The 15538-nt window shown below is 60.5% G+C and carries 13 protein-coding genes and 1 pseudogene; 3 read left to right on the top strand and 11 right to left on the bottom strand.

The genetic code is table 11. The annotated features are described in order from the left end of the window. The first annotated feature begins 135 nt into the window (after positions 1 to 135). Entirely contained in the window at positions 136 to 1329 is a 1194-nt protein-coding gene (locus FRZ40_RS42640; protein WP_028365351.1) for a porin, read from the top strand. A 328-nt stretch (positions 1330 to 1657) separates the two neighbouring features. On the opposite strand, the gene FRZ40_RS45650 is transcribed toward FRZ40_RS42640, so the two are convergent. From FRZ40_RS45650 to FRZ40_RS42620, 4 genes are all read right to left on the bottom strand, one after another. Continuing rightward, positions 1658 to 2035, bottom strand: a complete 378-nt coding sequence (locus tag FRZ40_RS45650; protein ID WP_240057505.1) for a BON domain-containing protein — start codon at positions 2033 to 2035, stop codon at positions 1658 to 1660. Positions 2036 to 2631: 596 nt separating this feature from the next. Continuing rightward, complete coding sequence (locus FRZ40_RS42630) at positions 2632 to 3804, bottom strand: monovalent cation:proton antiporter-2 (CPA2) family protein (RefSeq protein ID WP_147238288.1); 1173 nt, start codon at positions 3802 to 3804, stop codon at positions 2632 to 2634. A gap of 38 nt (positions 3805 to 3842) precedes the next feature. Next, positions 3843 to 4214, bottom strand: a complete 372-nt coding sequence (locus FRZ40_RS42625) for a hypothetical protein (RefSeq protein ID WP_240057504.1) — start codon at positions 4212 to 4214, stop codon at positions 3843 to 3845. A gap of 52 nt (positions 4215 to 4266) precedes the next feature. After that, positions 4267 to 4854, bottom strand: a complete 588-nt coding sequence (locus FRZ40_RS42620; protein WP_028365347.1) for a hypothetical protein — start codon at positions 4852 to 4854, stop codon at positions 4267 to 4269. A gap of 190 nt (positions 4855 to 5044) precedes the next feature. On the opposite strand from FRZ40_RS42620, the gene FRZ40_RS42615 reads away from it, so the two are divergent. Next, positions 5045 to 6772, top strand: coding sequence for a SulP family inorganic anion transporter (locus tag FRZ40_RS42615; RefSeq protein ID WP_147238287.1), 1728 nt, complete (start codon positions 5045 to 5047; stop codon positions 6770 to 6772). A 61-nt stretch (positions 6773 to 6833) separates the two neighbouring features. Here FRZ40_RS42615 and FRZ40_RS42610 read toward each other — a convergent pair whose 3' ends face one another. Continuing rightward, positions 6834 to 7067, bottom strand: coding sequence for a hypothetical protein (locus tag FRZ40_RS42610; RefSeq protein ID WP_028365345.1), 234 nt, complete (start codon positions 7065 to 7067; stop codon positions 6834 to 6836). A 165-nt stretch (positions 7068 to 7232) separates the two neighbouring features. Here FRZ40_RS42610 and FRZ40_RS42605 point away from each other — a divergent pair. Next, positions 7233 to 7498 (top strand): annotated as a pseudogene (locus FRZ40_RS42605) (aldo/keto reductase); the annotation flags it as partial. A gap of 230 nt (positions 7499 to 7728) precedes the next feature. Here FRZ40_RS42605 and FRZ40_RS42600 read toward each other — a convergent pair. The 6 genes from FRZ40_RS42600 to FRZ40_RS42575 form a co-directional block, all read right to left on the bottom strand. Further along, positions 7729 to 8502, bottom strand: coding sequence for a DUF3047 domain-containing protein (locus FRZ40_RS42600; RefSeq protein ID WP_028365343.1), 774 nt, complete (start codon positions 8500 to 8502; stop codon positions 7729 to 7731). Positions 8503 to 8930: 428 nt separating this feature from the next. Continuing rightward, positions 8931 to 9995, bottom strand: a complete 1065-nt coding sequence (locus FRZ40_RS42595; protein WP_147238578.1) for a branched-chain amino acid ABC transporter substrate-binding protein — start codon at positions 9993 to 9995, stop codon at positions 8931 to 8933. Between the two features lie 118 nt (positions 9996 to 10113). Continuing rightward, positions 10114 to 10464, bottom strand: coding sequence for a cupin domain-containing protein (locus FRZ40_RS42590; protein WP_028365341.1), 351 nt, complete (start codon positions 10462 to 10464; stop codon positions 10114 to 10116). Positions 10465 to 10479: 15 nt separating this feature from the next. Then, a complete protein-coding gene (locus tag FRZ40_RS42585; protein WP_147238286.1) occupies positions 10480 to 11862 on the bottom strand; it encodes an NAD(P)/FAD-dependent oxidoreductase in 1383 nt (460 codons plus the stop codon). A gap of 81 nt (positions 11863 to 11943) precedes the next feature. Next, entirely contained in the window at positions 11944 to 13344 is a 1401-nt protein-coding gene (locus FRZ40_RS42580; RefSeq protein ID WP_147238285.1) for an amino acid permease, read from the bottom strand. 116 nt (positions 13345 to 13460) lie between these two features. Further along, positions 13461 to 14993: a PucR family transcriptional regulator gene (locus FRZ40_RS42575; protein WP_240057503.1), complete on the bottom strand. Its 1533-nt coding sequence runs from the start codon at positions 14991 to 14993 to the stop codon at positions 13461 to 13463. Positions 14994 to 15538: the final 545 nt, after the last annotated feature.

The following is a 15538-nucleotide window of genomic DNA, read 5'->3' as shown; positions in this document are numbered from 1 at the left end:
CTACGGGAAACCCTGCCCCCGCCGATGGGGTAATTGATCCGGCGTCAGTGCTTATGCTTTCGTACCGGATGCAATGTCCCTTCATGAAGAACGGGTTCGTTATGCATCGAATCAGAACACCGTTATGGAGACCTCATGAAGTCGGAATTGAAAGTCACGGCATTGGCATCGCTTCTCGCAATCGCTGGCGCCGCTCACGCACAATCGTCCGTGACGCTGTACGGAACGATCGATTCGGGCCTGCTGTGGCAAAACACCGCGGCGGCGAACTTTCTGCCCGTCGCTTCGAAGAACCCTAATCTGGGGCACGTCTTCCGGTTCAAGGACGGCGGCATTTATTCGAGCCTGTGGGGTCTGAAAGGCACTGAGGACATCGGCGGCGGCTACAAGATCAACTTCCGGCTGCAGGGCTCGTTCGACAGCGGCACGGGCAAGTTCCAGCTGAGCGACACCCCAAACGCGCCGGCGCTCTTCAATCAGATCGCGACGGTTGGCGTATCGGGGCCGTTCGGCAAGTTCGACATGGGCCGCCAGCTCGCGCCGATGGCCTATGCACTCGCCGACACGGATGTGCGCAACGCGTGGTTCTTCGGCAGCGTCCTGACTGCGTGGCTGACCATGAACCAGCAGTCGGGCTGGACGGCCAACAGCACGAACGGCAGCATCGGCGCGCTCTATGACAGCAATGCGCTCGTGTATAACTCGCCGAACTTTTATGGCTTCTCCGCAGCGCTCGAATATGCGCCGGGCGGCGTCGCAGGTCATTTCCAGGGCGGCACGCGCGAGTCGGCGGTACTGAAGTATTCGAACTTCGGCCTGAACGTCGCAGCCGTCTACTACAACGGACACGACACCAGCCCGTTCCCGTATCCGACAGCGGGCAATCCCGGCGCAACGCCCATCCCGGCAACGGGTGTGAACAACAACCGCTTCGTCTACTTCGGCGCGAAGTACACGTGGAAGGGCCTCTCGGTATCCGGCTCGTTCAGCAACGGCCGTAATCCGTCGAATCCGAACGGGAATCTCGCAGCGGGCGTTGCTTCGGGCGATTTCGACATGTGGACGGGCGGCCTCGGCTATCGCTTCTCTCCGGCGTTCGAACTCACGTCGGGCATCTACTACGTGAAGGACGAGAAGCACAGCCAGAACCAGTCGACCGCGTACGTGCTGGGCGCCGATTACAGCCTGTCCAAGACGACGACGCTCTATGCACAGGGCGGCTATGTCGCGAATCGCGGCACGATGAACCAGACGCTCGTGTACGGCCAACCCGTCGCAGTAGGCAAGAACACTGCCGCGGGCATGCTGGGTATCCGTCACGCGTTTTGACGTGGAAAGCGGGCCGGGCGGCGCTGCCGGCCAGGCCCGTATCGTTCGGGTTTTATGGGACGCCGTGTGCATGTCGACACGGCGTCACTTCTATTGGTGAACTGCGCGCTGCGTCCTGCGCACCGGCCCAGACATTGCCGCGTGTGCGCGTCACGCGCTCGCCGGTCTCCTGGCGGCCAGGCGGTCGCTGTCTGGCAGCCGCCCCTTCCTTGCTGCCGCCGTTCCAAGCGTTCAATCTTGCGATCGCGCCAACGACAACGGGGCTTAAGCGCCCCGTTGAAGTGAGAAACAGCACGCCGTCATCGAAGCGATCCGGCGACTTGCGCGCTTACTGGCCGCCAAACGGCATCTGAACCACCAGCTTGTTGGTGACAGAGACTACGCCCGGAACACCGCTCGCGATCTCCGCGACCTTGGGAATCTGATTGGCATCCGGAACGGAGCCATTCAGCGTGACCGCACCGTTTTTCGCCGTAACGCTGATACTTCCGGCCTTGATCTCCCTGTTCTTCCCGATAGCGGCATAAACCTTTCGCCGCAGCGCGCGATCCGCTTTTTTCCCTGTGGCAGGCGCAGTCGCGCCCGATGCTGCCGAAGCAGAAGCGGCGGGCGCGCTAGCCGCCGAACCGCCCTGTGCCAAGGCGTTGATCGTTAGCGCAATGACGGCGCCGCCGAAAGCGAGCCGGTATGCTGATATAGGTTTCAAGAAAGTCTCCCGTTGATCTGGTTTCGGGTAAAAGAATTGGGCCGCGTGATCCGCGATCCCTGGTCTGGGACTGCCAGCACCATGGCTTCGAACATCGTGTCGGCCGAGCAGACACCGGACAGTGCGTACTCCGCATTGAAAGCAAAATGGGGAACGCCAGTCACACGATGATCGGCGTGCCGCGACCGACGCGTGGCAGAGTCGGCGAGGCGCCGCGATTCCGCAACGAACAAACGCTCGATCAGCGTCGTGCGCTGCGAGCGGCTTGCCGCAAAGGAGATGGTTGTCCTTGTCGGCTGGCATGTCGGCAACGCATTGGAATTGCGCGCAATGATCCAGCGTACCGAGTCGCACCGCGGCTCGGCCCCCTCGGCAGTGGGGGCCGGGTTAACCCGTTTCGCGCTTCACTGTCGGCCCGTTAAATACTTTTGCAACATGTCAAACACACAGGGCGTCGAACAGCATGCGGCGTGACCGCGTATTCCACGTGAAGGGGATGTGTTGCAGAAGCGCGAGGACGACAGGTTCCAGGCGCACGACCAACGCGGCCACGCGTGATCACACAACGGCGCGGACAACTCCCGGCTGCGCGCGTTCTACCTCAGCTCATGACTGACGAAGAGCGGCGAGAGCTTGCGATGCACAAGCAGCAGCAAAGGCGTTGACACCATCGAAAGCGCGACGACGAGTGTCACGAGCGACGACTGCCGCTGATCGATGACATGAGCCGTCATGGCGGCCGCCATTACCACAAACGCGAACTCGCCGCCCTGCGACAGCAGAATGGCGAAGTACGAGCGCTGCGAAGCCGGCACGTCGAACCGGTCGGCGAGAAACCACTGCGCGATCGCCTTGATGCCGACCAGTGCCACGACAAGTACCGCGACACGAAGAGGCTCGCGCATCAACACGCCGAAATCGATCGACATGCCCACTGCAATGAAAAACAGGCCAAGCAGCAAGCCCTTGAAGGGCGCCATGTCGACTTCGACCTGATGGCGATAGTCGGAATCCGCGAGAAGCACGCCCGCGACAAACGCGCCCAGAGACATCGAAAGATGGACGCTCTCCATGAGCAATGCGATACCTGCGATCCAGAGCAAGGCGAAAGCGGTGAAGATCTCGGGTACGCCGATGCTCATGATCACACGCAATACGATGTGCAACAGATAGCGGCCCGCCAGCGCCACCGCACCTAGCATGGCGAGCGCCTTCAACGCCACGAGCCATCCGGGCTCCGCCGTGGGTGTGATCACCGACGGTCCGAGCAACGGCAGCAGAGCAATCAGCGGGATCGCTGCCATGTCCTGGAACAGGAGAATGCCGAAACCGGCTCGGCCCGTCGGCATGTCCATCAACTTGCGCTCCTGAAGCTCGGACATCACCATCGCCGTCGATGACAGCGAAAGCGCGAGGCCGCCCGTCAATGCAATGCGCCATGACAAGCCCAGCATCATGAAAATCCCCGACAGGACCACAGCGCAGACGGTCATCTGCATCGCGCCGTAGCCGAAGATGGTTCGGCGCATCGACCACAACTCATCGATCCGCATTTCCAGCCCGATCACGAACATCATCAGCACGATGCCCAGCTCCGAAAAATGAAGGATCGCGTCGATGTCGGTCACCAGCCCCAGTACCCATGGCCCGATAAAAATGCCCGCCACCAGATAGCCGAGAACGGCCCCGAAACCAAGGCGCACCGACAGCGGCACGGCAATCAGCGCGGACGCGAGAAAGATCACCAGGTCGATCAGCAACTTCGTCATCCCGCCCTCCACGGTCGAAGCCAGAGGCGCAGTTCCGTCTACCGCCCCATGCGCCTGTCGTAGCTGTGCGAAATGCGGTCGAGCAACGCAGGATCGCGCGCGGGCTTCGAATCGAACTGCACGACGACACTGCCGTCCGCCTGCTGCCGCACGCTGGTCGTCACGACATCGCCGTCGAGTGCGCCGATGATCGTGCCGCTGGCAGGATCCTGCGTGGTAATCGAGAGGCCCTCGTCCCGCATCGCGCCCGCTGCCGCCGCGAAGGACCGGTCGAAGCTGGCCGGTGCGGCGACGACGGTGCCGGGAGGCACGCCATAGTATGTGCATCCCGCCAGAGGCAGCACGGAGCCGACAGCGCAGATGAGCAGCAGGCTCACGTACGGGACGCACGCGCCCGCTTTGCTTCTCACGATTCCCTCCCCGACCGCATGAGGCTGGCGTATTCGCCGCGGCGCCGATGTGTCACTTCACGGCGCCCGGCGTCACGCTGATCGCAACGGCCTCGGTGTAGACAACCTCGACCTGATCGCCCTTGCGGACATGCTTGATCTGTTCGGGATCTTCCACGTGCACATCGACGATGTTGCCCTGCGGTCCCTTTAACGTGACCGTCTTCTCCTTCGAATTCACCGCGATGACGTCGGCCATCACCGTGATCTCGCGGCCGATCGTGCCGCCCGGTTTGGCGCCCGGCGCCGCGCGATTTTCAATGACGCGTTCCGTCGCCGAACGCGGGCCGCTCGTCTTCGAGAGACTCAGTGAGATTGCTTCCCGGTATTCCGTCGTGACGACATCGCCGATCTTCAGCTGGTCGAAATTGCGCGCCTCTTCCCCCACCTCCACTTGCACGACCTTGCCTTTCGCGTCCTTGAGCGTCACGGTACGGGTCTCCCGTTCGATCGCGACGATGGTGGCCGTGACCTTCGCGGTTCCCACAACCGTGGCGCTGCCGGGCGCTTTGGTGACGTCCACGGTGGTTTGAGGCTGCGCAAGCGCGGGACAGCCTGCCATCAGCACGACCATTGCAACGATGACGTGATTCGCTTTCATTTCTGCCCTCCTGGCTATCGGACAGTTGCCTCGGGAAGTGGATCAAAATCAGTCTACGCATTGCCCGCCAGCGAAGGTATTGGACCTTGGTCCCATACGCCACGCCCGCCTGGCCGGCCTATTCTTTATGTGCAAGGGCAAGTGCCGCACATGCCGGATCGCGGCTTCTTCCATCACAACCCTCCGACAAATGCAATCCGATCACCCTATTCATGAAGGCGGACAGCCTGCCGTTACAGCGGCGCGATGGTTGCGCTGGCTGCCGGGCCTGACGATGCTCAAAACGTATCGGGGCAGCTGGCTACCTAACGATCTGGCCGCCGGTCTGGTGCTGACCACGATGCTGGTGCCCGTCGGTATCGCGTATGCCGAGGCGTCGGGCGTACCAGGCGTGTATGGTCTCTACGCGACGATCGTTCCGTTGCTGGCCTATGCCGTCTTCGGCCCCAGCCGGATTCTGGTGCTCGGTCCCGACTCCGCGCTTGCCGCGCCGATTCTTGCCGTCGTCGTCGCGATTGCAGGCAGCGACCCGTCGCGCGCGATAGCGACGGCCAGCATGATGGCGATCGTCTCCGGGCTGTTCTGCATCGTGATGGGACTGCTGCGGCTCGGCTTCATCACGGAACTGCTTTCCAAGCCGATCCGCTACGGCTATATGAACGGCATTGCGCTGACCGTTCTGATCAGCCAGTTGCCGAAGCTCTTTGCGATTTCGTTCGATGACCAGGGGCCGCTGCGCGATCTGCTGTCGCTTGGCACGGCCCTCGCCGCGGGCAAAGCCAACTGGTACAGCTTCGCCGTGGGCGCAGGTAGCCTCGTACTGATCCTGTTACTCAAGCGCTTCGACAAAGTGCCGGGCATTCTGATCGCCGTCGTGCTCGCGACGCTGAGCGTCATCGCATTCAACCTGGACAGCGTTGGCGTCAAGGTGCTCGGCAAGATCCCGCAAGGGCTGCCGTCATTCGCGTTGCCGTGGGTCGGCGACGCCGATCTCGTCAAGATCGTGCTTGGCGGCTGCGCGGTCGCGCTGATCTCGTTTGCCGATACCAGCGTGCTGTCGCGCACCTTCGCTGCGCGTTTTCATACCCGCGTGGACCCCAATCAGGAGATGGTCGGCCTGGGGGTAGCCAATCTGGCGGCCGGCTTTTTTCAGGGCTTTCCGATCAGCAGCAGTTCTTCGCGGACACCCGTGGCGGAAGCAGCGGGCGCCAGAACACAGGTGACGGGCGTCGTCGGCGCCGTGGCGGTGGCGATTCTCCTGCTCGCGGCACCGAATCTGATGCGGTATCTGCCCAACAGCGCGCTGGCCGCCGTCGTCATTGCGGCAGCCCTCGGCCTGTTCGAATTTGCCGACCTCAAGCGCATCTATCGAATCCAGCAATGGGAGTTCTGGCTCTCCGTGGTCTGCTTTGCGGGTGTCGCTGTTTTCGGCGCGATTCCCGGTATTTGCATCGCAATTGTGATCGCGGTAATCGAGTTTCTCTGGGACGGCTGGCGTCCGCATTACGCGATTCTCGGGCGCGTGGAAGATCTGCGCGGCTACCACGACATCAAGCGCTATCCGCAGGCCACGCGGATTCCGGGGCTGCTGCTGTTTCGCTGGGATGCGCCGTTGTTCTTTGCAAACGCAGAGCTTTTCCAGGAATGCCTGCTGCGAGCCGTCGATGAGTCGCCGACGCCCGTGCGCCGGATCGTCGTGGCGGCCGAACCCGTCACCAGTATCGACGTGACCTCGGCGGACATGTTGCGGGAACTGATCCGGATACTGGGCGAGCGCGAGATCGCATTGCACTTCGCCGAAATGAAAGACCCGGTGCGCGACAAGCTCAGGCGTTTCGAAATGCTGGACGTCGTCGGCGACAAGCGATTCCATCCCACGCTGGGCAGTGCAGTCGACGACTACGCCGGACGGCACTAAGCGCGCCGACATCCGGATTTGCGCCTTTGAGCGCAAACTCGCGCACTGCCCGCGCTCGCGATCACTGAGGCGCGCTGCCTTTCGCTGCCGCATCGCTGGCGGCCTTCTGTTTCTTTTTCGCTTCGTGGTGTCCGATCGCGCAGCCCGCCGTCGCGCCAGCGACGCCGTGCTTACCCGCCACATGTCCCGTGACGCCGCCGACCGCTGCACCTTTCGCGCAGCCTTCGGCGTGGCTTGCATTAGCGAAGGCGAATGCCGTAGTCGCCACGATGATCGATAGCGTGATTTTCTTCATGCGTCAGCTCCCTTTCCGTTGTTCGTGACAGCGGCCGACATGCCGCCCGTCAACTTCGACTGGCCGCAGCAGAAAACGGACCTGCACGAAGCGCGATGTCGGCTGATCGACGCGTGCGTCGACCACTTGCGACATGATCGAATGCCGAATTGCACGGAGGATGAGATCGACTATGTGAGGCTGGGCCGCACCGGACTCGATATCTCCCCGCTCTGCCTGGGTTGCATGACGTACGGCGTGCCGAGCGCGGCCCGCACCCGTGGACGCTGAACGAGGACGCAAGCCGCCCGTTGATCCGTCAGGCGGTAGAAGCCGGGATCAATTTCTTCGATACCGCGAACACCTATTCCGATGGCACGTCCGAGGAAATCGTCGGCCGCGCGTTGAAGGAATTCGCGAAACGCGATGAAACCGTGCTCGCCACCAAGGTGGTCTTTCACATCACTTCATGATGTGAAACTCCGGCTCACAAAATTACTTTTTGCAATGTTTGGGTGACAAGCTTCTCCTGGGCAATCGAATGGCCGTTTGCACGCCTTGACCCAGGCCATCTATCGTCCGCGCAGGGAGAACGATTTCGACTGGCAGCTTCCGGAGAAAGGACTGAAGCACAGCCCTCTCCGATCGGACAGATGGACTCAGATAGTTCGGCCGCTTTGCGTTATCGAGGCCCGAGAAGGAACTCGACGTCTCCGTACCAAGCGCGCGTAGTAGTACCGGTATTATCGGTATCGGTCAGCAGCCCGTAGCCGGTGATTCGTCCAGGCGGTTCGTGAAAGACGCGCTCGTAGTCTTGCACGATATTGCGGTGCAGGGTTTGCCAGTGACCCGCATCGCCGGACCGACCAGAGACCACGATCATCTGTACGCGGTTCGTGTGAGGATTGGCAATGACGGTGCCTGGCGCAGCGGTGGTTGACCAGACATACATCAGCGTGGCATAGGGCAGCTCTTCGCCACCCAGGCGCTTTGCAAGGTCCATCTTGGCCCTGTCAAAAAACGATAGCTTGCTTTTGTCGCCGTCAAATAAGAACACCAGTCGCGCTGGCGCGTCTTCCTTTGATCCGACGCGGTTGTCGGCGCCCTCGATCGGTCCTTTTGCTTTCCAGCGCCACGCTACGACGGGTGTGCGGACGAGGTCGATATTACCCTCGTGCATGAGCGCCGAAGCAGAGCGGTCCGCGTCCGCCTGCAGGACGGTGGTGTCGCCGTCGTGAACAAGCGTGTATTGCGTCACGCGCTTGCCGTGCGCAACCGGCAGGTTCTTCCAGCCTGCGGGAAGTGGTTCGCCGGGCTCGATCGTTGAAAAGGCAATACCCGGTTTTTCTTCCTGCGCAACGAGGGCTGCCGGCAACAGTAGGAGCGCGACGCACACGGCGAGCCAGACTGGCCGGGCTGTTCGTTTCCGCGCTTGATGGATCGAGATAAGAGGCATGGCTGGTCGTATTCGTTTTTTGGCCAGGATCCATTGTAGTCGGCTCAGCCGACGGCATTTCCCGATGGACTTGCCGGGGTCGACCAACCGAATATACGACTCGACCGTTCCAATGATGCCATATAGGGAGGCCAGTGCTAGTTCTACCTCAGAAGTGAAGCGGTCTACAGCAATGACCAGTTTGCGACATCGCCGTTCCCAGGTGAAAGAAAGCCTGCGAGACCTACGGGTGTCTGGTCCGAGTAATTTCGGCTACGTACTGTCTGGAGATCGTCCGCTCGAACACGCACGATCGTCCGACATCTCTGCGCAGCCTCGACGATTCATGCTATTCCGGCTCGAAGAACAGAGGAAGCTGCTTCACCAGGAAGCCATCAGCCGGGTACTTTGAATAGGTACCCGGCGATTTGGGCCAAGTCGGCGGATCTTCACTTCCTGGCGTAAGGAACCGGCACGCCGTTGCGAATGATATAGACGGTTGTTGGCGCGCCCTTCAGATTTCCATCTGCATCGAAAGAGTACGTGCCGGCAATCCCCTTGTATTGTTCCTTCGCGAGTTGCGCGATCAGTTTGCTTTTGTCAGTCGTCGTCGCAGCTTTCGTCATGGCGTCAGCCAGCATCTTGACGGCATCATAGTAGTTGACGGCATAAACCTGCATGTCGGCATGGTAAGTGTCCTTGTACTTCTTGATGAACTGTCGCCCTTCCTCAGTCTGGTCCAAAGCGGTTCCACCCTGCGAACAGTAGACGATCGAGGCTGCGTCGCCCGCCACTTTACCCATGTCGGCGGTACAAATAGCGTCGCCTCCCAGTAACTTCGCTCGCAGGCCACGCTGTCGCATCTGCTTGACCATCGGCGCAGCCTGAGATGCATAGCCGCCGAAGAATATGACATCTGGATTCTTCGCCTTGAGCGCCGTGAGGATGCCAAGGAAATCAGTTGCCTGGCCATTGGTGAATTGCTTGTCGACAATCTCGAGTCCGTTTGCCTTAGCCGATTCCTCGAACTGTTCCGCAATTCCCTGTCCATAGGCAGAACGGTCGTCGATGATCGCAACCGTTTTGGCCTTTAGTTCCTTCGCCGCAAAATCTCCCATTGTTCCGCCGAGCTGGGAGTCACTGGCGCCGATCCGGAAAATGTTCCTGAAGCCCTGTTTTGTGATGGAGGGATTGGATGCGACAGGCAGGAGCGCAACCCCTGCATTGTTGTAGACGCGAGATGCCGGGATGGCCACCCCCGAGTTGTACGGCCCCAGAACAGCGACGACGTTATGGTCAACCAGATTCTGGGCGATCTGAACGCCCGTCTTGGGGTCGGCCTGATCATCTTGCGACTCCAGTTTGAAGGTGACCTTCTTTCCTGCGATCAGGATTCCCTGTTTATTGAGTTCGTCGATAGCCATTCGCGCGCCATATTCATTGTCCTTGCCGTTTGCCGCTTGAGGCCCCGTAAGCGGAGCCGAATGTCCAATGACGACGACTTCCTGTGCCATTGCCGGCAGCGTCAGCGTAACCGCCGTGCAAGCTGTCGCCGCGCCAAGATAAATGAATTTACGCATGATTTGTCTCCAAACGATTAGTCGGTTTTATAGGTACTCAATCGCTTCGCATTCAATAAATCGCATATATCTTGCGAACGGGCTCCAGCACGTCCCAACGCCCCGTCCAACCGGGCGGCAGGATAACGAGATCTCCACCAGTGATTTCCGTCACTTCGCCCGTCGAGTCGTCGGTGAGCCTCGCGCGGCCGGAAATGATGTACGTGAATTCGGTATCCGGACGGTTGATGACCGGCCAGCCGCCAGGCTGGCATTCCCATATCCCCAGATTTCCCACCGCCTCTGGCGCGACCGTCCTGACAGCAATCTGGGGATCGCCGCTATCGGCTCCGGGCCGCTGTCCGGCTGCGGCGAGTTGCACCGACGCAATATCGGCGGCTTTCACAATGGTGAACTTCGTCATGTAGTCACTCCTTTTTCAATGGGCACCCGTCAGCTTTTCGAGAACCCTTGCTGTACGCGATGGCTGGTTGGTTACACGTTCTTCCAGATCGCTGAGGCCCGCCGCCGTGAGACCGCCATTGACGCCAATCCAGCGAAAAGGCTCCGGCTCCCACGCCGGCGAGCGATGGTTGACCACGGGCAACTGGTTGATTTCGTCGTCGCGATCGAGAATCAGATTGCGCAGAATGCGACCGGCCAGGTTACTCGTCGCGACGCCATCGCCGACGTAGTTTCCAGCCCACGCAATGCGCGCGGCCTTGTCCATGCTCACGGTCGGGCACCAGTCTCGCGACACGCCGAGCGCGCCGCCCCAGCGATGCGTGATGCGCGCATCGGCCAGGTCGGGGAAGAACTCAAGCATGGCGGCGTGGATGCTGGCGTGTACCTTGTCGACCAGGTCATCCTCCGGTGTGATCCTGGAGCCGAAGCGATATGGCGCGCCGCGTCCACCAAACACCAGCCGGCCTTCCGCCGTCACCTGCCCGTACACTCTCAGGTGTCGCATGTCGTTGAACGCCAGGCGATGATCGAGCCGCAGCCTCTGGCGCAGCTCTTGCGGCAGCGGTTCCGTCGCCAGCACGAGGGAGTACAGCGGAATGACCGAGCGGCTGTTCTCCGGCAGTTGGCAGGAAAACGCTTCGGTCGCGCGCACCACCGTTTGCGCCTTGACGCCGCCACGTTCCGTGGTCACCCGGCCAGAAGCGATATGGAGAGCGGCCGTCTTCTCGAAGATTCGCGCGCCCATTGCCTCTACAACGGCTGCCAGTCCACGCACCAGCTTGCCGGGATGGATCAACGCGCAGTGCTCGGTGTAAAGGCCGCCCAACACACGCGCGGCGCCGATCCGCGCCGTAGCTTCCGTCGCGTTGAGCGCACGCCATTGATCGGGCAGTCCAAAGCGAACGGACGCATCGACCAAGGCTTGAATCCGCTCGAACTGTGGCTGACTGCGTGCAAGAGAAACAAAGCCTTGCTTTGCATAGTCAGCATCGATGCCTTCAAGATCGAGCACACGTCCAATCTCGTTCACGGTCTCGTTCATCGCCGCCTGCAAATGCAACGCGGCTGAGTGCGAATACATTTGCGCTACCCGTTCGAGCGAAATCGGAAATATCGCCGACGCCCATCCTCCGTTGCGACCCGAGGCGCCGAAGCCGACTGCTTCCCGCTCCAGCAGGACGACGTTGAGCGATGGCTGCGCCTTCAGCAGATAGTACGCAGTCCATAGCCCGGTATAACCCGCGCCGACAATGACGACATCGGCCTGCTCGTCCCCGTCCAGCGTTGCCCGCGCGGGCGAGTGTTCATGCCACAGCGGGCGGTTCGGAAGTTGTGTCAGTTCTTGCACGGATGGCATCCGTCTCTCCTACCAATCCAGGTTCTTGTTCATGCAATTCGGTGCATTTGCTCTGCGACGACGGCTGCGCCGGACGATGCATCACGTGCGATTTGCACCCGCTGGCGTCACGGTTCGCGCCTGCTTCCGCTTGCCCTTGACGCAGAACACCGGGTACGAGGCCAGGATGACAACCAGCGCGATGACGCTTTGCAGAAGGCTTATCTGACTCTTCGGATCAAGCGCCATACTGGCAAGTACGGCCACGATGGTGGAGGTTACGAGGAGCGGCAGCCACGGATGGCCCCACATGCGGAGCTTCAGTACGCCCCGACGTTCCCATTCGCCTCTCAGCTTGAGTTGCGACAGGCAGATCATCAGATAGACGAACAGAAACACAGCACCCGACGAGTTGATCAGGAAAAGAAAGACCGTGTCGGGCCAGAGCGCTGCGATCACAACACAACCGTAGCCGATGAGCGTCGACACGACGACGCCCCGGGCAGGCACGCCACGCCCATTGACACGTCCCAGCCACTTCGGCGCCTCGTTGTTCGAACTGAGGACCAGCAGCAGGCGCGACGATGTATAGAGTCCAGCGTTGAGCACGGACAGCACGGCTACCAGGATGACGGCGGTCAAGACGGTGGCTGCGCCCGGGATGCCGACCTTTTCGAGCGTCGTCACGAACGGCGATTTGCCTGGCACGATGTCCGTCCATGGCTGGGCCACAACGATGAAGAACGCCGAGAGAACGAAGAAGACCAGGATGCGAGCCATCACCGTGTTGACGGCACGTCGAACGTTGCGTTCCGGATGCTCGGATTCCGCAGCAGCAATGGTGGCGACTTCCACGCCTGTCATTGAGAAGATCACGACCACGACGCCCGTGAACAGCGTCCCAACACCTTTGGGAAAGAAGCCGCCGTGTGCGGTCAGGTTGGAAAACGTTGCCGTCGATGCTGGCCAGACATGGAAGACGTACGCGCCTGCGATGATCAGGAAAGCAGCAATCGCGACGATCTTGACGCCCGCGAACCAGTACTCAGCTTCGCCGAACGATTTGACGGACAAGAGATTGAGCGCCGTCATCATGATCATCAGCCCGAGTGAGATGATCCAGACGGGAATGCCAGGCATCCATGCGTGGATGGTCTGTCCGCCGACGACGGCCTCGAAGCCGACCACGATCACCCAGAAATACCAGTAGAGCCATCCCATCGCATAGCCGGCGATATCGCCGTACGCGAGACGCGCATAGTCGACGAATGAGCCCTTCATGGGTTGCGCCGCAGCCATTTCGCCCAGCATCCGCATGATCAGGGCGACGATCAATCCCGTGATGGCGTAGGTGATGAACGCGCCCGGTCCCGTCGATGCAATCACTGCGCTGGAGCCTACGAACAAGCCTGCTCCGATCACCCCTCCGAGCGCCAGCATGCTGATATGCCGGGTTTTGAGAGCGTGTTTCAGCCGCGGATCGAGCTCCGTCTGGATAGGCATCGAGTTGTCTCCTGGAATCGGGTTTGTCTTCTATGACCTCCATTAAAAGCAAAACGCACGGACCGGGCTATGCGCAAAATTTCATCCCGAAGGATGTCTTTCATACAAATGTATGATTAGCTGCCTGACGATCTCGATATATCTTCCGACAACAGATTGGCCGCCCTGCCAGCCTGTAGGGCGAGCCACAAGCGGGTGATGCCGTCGGTGGTGGTTGGTTTGACACCGCTCAGTTGCTCGATCTGTTTCAGGCGATAGACAAGGGTCTGGCGGTGGATCCCCAGATCAAAGGCGGTGGATTTCCAGTTGCCGTCGTTCTCGAGAAACGTCACGAGCGTCGAGAGCAGCGCGGTCCCATGGACGCGGTCGTACTCGATCATGGGACCGAGATAGCGGCCAACCAGGGCGCTCGCCTCAGCAAGCGACCTCGGCATGGTGATATATCCAGATTCGATTTCCCCGTAGCGCACGAGATCCTTTCCCACTTCACGCGCCTGGGCCAGTGCCAGGCGCGCCTGGCGCACGCTCTCGCGAAAGCCAGCGGCTTCCGTCACGGGCCCGCTGATGCCGACCACGGTGCCTGCACCCAAGCCAAGTCGCAGGCATTCCTGCGTGTCGATGCGATCCTGCGCGAGCACGAGCAGCACATCATCGGCGAGCAGCAACGGAGGGTGCGCGTGCAAAGGCGGCGCATGGTGGATCTCGGCTACGCTCCACGACCCGTGCTTGCCAGGAGCGACCGCCAACACGACGAGCGTGCCCGTCAGCCCACGACGCTCCAGCATCGGACGAAACGAAAACTCGGCTTCGCCCTTCAACAGGCTGCGTAAGAGTGCGGCGCCTTCTTCTCGCAGGTTGTCGCGGTCGATCATCATCCGCTCAAGTTCGATCTCGAGCAGGCCGAGGAGAGATCGCACCAGCAACGGATCCTGTAAAGCTTCCGCGTCCTGTCGGTATATGACCAGATCCGCCCTCGCCCGGCCGCCAATCGCGACGCGTTCTTCGAGAACCGGAGCGGTGTTATCAGAATATGGCGAGGGGCTTGAGGATACGATGACCGCGCCGCTCTGAGCGTCTTCGATTACCAGTCCGAGTCGAAGGCGCTCCGATATAACGGTCATTCGTCCGGCCATGTTGGGCACGTCGCGCAGCGCGGTCGCATAAGTTTCGAAGAGTTGTTCACTGGCTCTGAAACGGTCGCGCTGGGCCTGCAGCACACTCTCGATTACGTGCTTTGACAACTGCACGAATTCAAGCTCGAAGCTCGCTGTGAGCACAGGAAACATGAGACGGTCGGCCGCTTCGAGCATGTCGCGAGACAATTCCGGCGCATCAGCCTGGCGTGCGACCACTAACGCACTTGCATTGCTTTGGGCCAACTTCTCCAACCAGAGAATCTGGTCCGGAGCATTACGCGGAAGGCCTGCACCTGTCGTCATGACCAGATTGCCGGCAGCGATCCATCTCCACGGATCGGGCAGATCAACGGCATGAGCCCAGGTGATTGTCCGGGTCAGCCCGGACAAGCCTGCAAGAGCCGTTAGTTTGAGGGATACGGTATCGAGCAACTCCTGTACGGTAATCATCACTTGCAATTGGTAGGTAGATAGAGAAGATGAACTGAACGCCTTCAGGAATGCTTTCAACATCTGTGCCCGGCGGCCCATTCGATCTGGCGCTATCAGGTCGGCTTGGTGCCGCGGGATTTTCCGTTACCGACGAACGTCGCGCAAGGTGATGTCCAAGAGGACTCGTGCGCCGCTGTAGACCGGGTCCTCGACGGCCTGTCTTACACGGCGCTGAAGCCAGCCACCATTGCATTGGCAGGCCAAACGCCACACCTGAGGCAGAGCGATCATCCGCCATCCTCACTAGCCCCTTGCGCCCTCCGAGCGCGTTGCGCATGAAACTGGTCTCTGTTCCGACCTCTGCCTTAAGATCAGGAATACTAATTCACCGTAAGCCTCCCTGCCACTCATGGCGTAATGCTCACCCACGGTCTATTTTTTACCTACGCGATGCTCATACAGTTTACCGGACTCATCTGCTTGCCCGAACGCTAACACAAGCGAGTCTACTGGGTCGCGCGTTGACGGGGTCACAGTGGCAAAACGAGCTGGTCGGTCAACGCTTGTACAACTCTATCCGAGGCGCGTGTTGATGCTCGGGGCGTGCTCGACATCTCCAGCATACC

Source organism: Paraburkholderia azotifigens (genome assembly GCF_007995085.1).
Lineage (GTDB): Bacteria > Pseudomonadota > Gammaproteobacteria > Burkholderiales > Burkholderiaceae > Paraburkholderia > Paraburkholderia azotifigens.
The sequence above is the reverse complement of the archived record's forward strand: the minus strand, read 5'-3'. Positions and strand labels throughout refer to the sequence as shown.

Excerpts from the sequence above, each read along its gene's own strand:
- FRZ40_RS42590 (WP_028365341.1), bottom strand. The coding sequence starts at position 10,464 with ATGACGAAGTTCACCATTGTGAAAGCCGCCGATATTGCGTCGGTGCAA.
- FRZ40_RS42585 (WP_147238286.1), bottom strand. The coding sequence starts at position 11,862 with ATGCCATCCGTGCAAGAACTGACACAACTTCCGAACCGCCCGCTGTGG.
- FRZ40_RS42600 (WP_028365343.1), bottom strand. The coding sequence starts at position 8,502 with ATGCCTCTTATCTCGATCCATCAAGCGCGGAAACGAACAGCCCGGCCA.
- FRZ40_RS42615 (WP_147238287.1), top strand. The coding sequence starts at position 5,045 with ATGCAATCCGATCACCCTATTCATGAAGGCGGACAGCCTGCCGTTACA.
- FRZ40_RS42610 (WP_028365345.1), bottom strand. The coding sequence starts at position 7,067 with ATGAAGAAAATCACGCTATCGATCATCGTGGCGACTACGGCATTCGCC.
- FRZ40_RS42640 (WP_028365351.1), top strand. The coding sequence starts at position 136 with ATGAAGTCGGAATTGAAAGTCACGGCATTGGCATCGCTTCTCGCAATC.
- FRZ40_RS42575 (WP_240057503.1), bottom strand. The coding sequence starts at position 14,993 with ATGTTGAAAGCATTCCTGAAGGCGTTCAGTTCATCTTCTCTATCTACC.
- FRZ40_RS42595 (WP_147238578.1), bottom strand. The coding sequence starts at position 9,995 with ATGGCACAGGAAGTCGTCGTCATTGGACATTCGGCTCCGCTTACGGGG.
- FRZ40_RS42630 (WP_147238288.1), bottom strand. The coding sequence starts at position 3,804 with ATGACGAAGTTGCTGATCGACCTGGTGATCTTTCTCGCGTCCGCGCTG.
- FRZ40_RS42580 (WP_147238285.1), bottom strand. The coding sequence starts at position 13,344 with ATGCCTATCCAGACGGAGCTCGATCCGCGGCTGAAACACGCTCTCAAA.
- FRZ40_RS42620 (WP_028365347.1), bottom strand. The coding sequence starts at position 4,854 with ATGAAAGCGAATCACGTCATCGTTGCAATGGTCGTGCTGATGGCAGGC.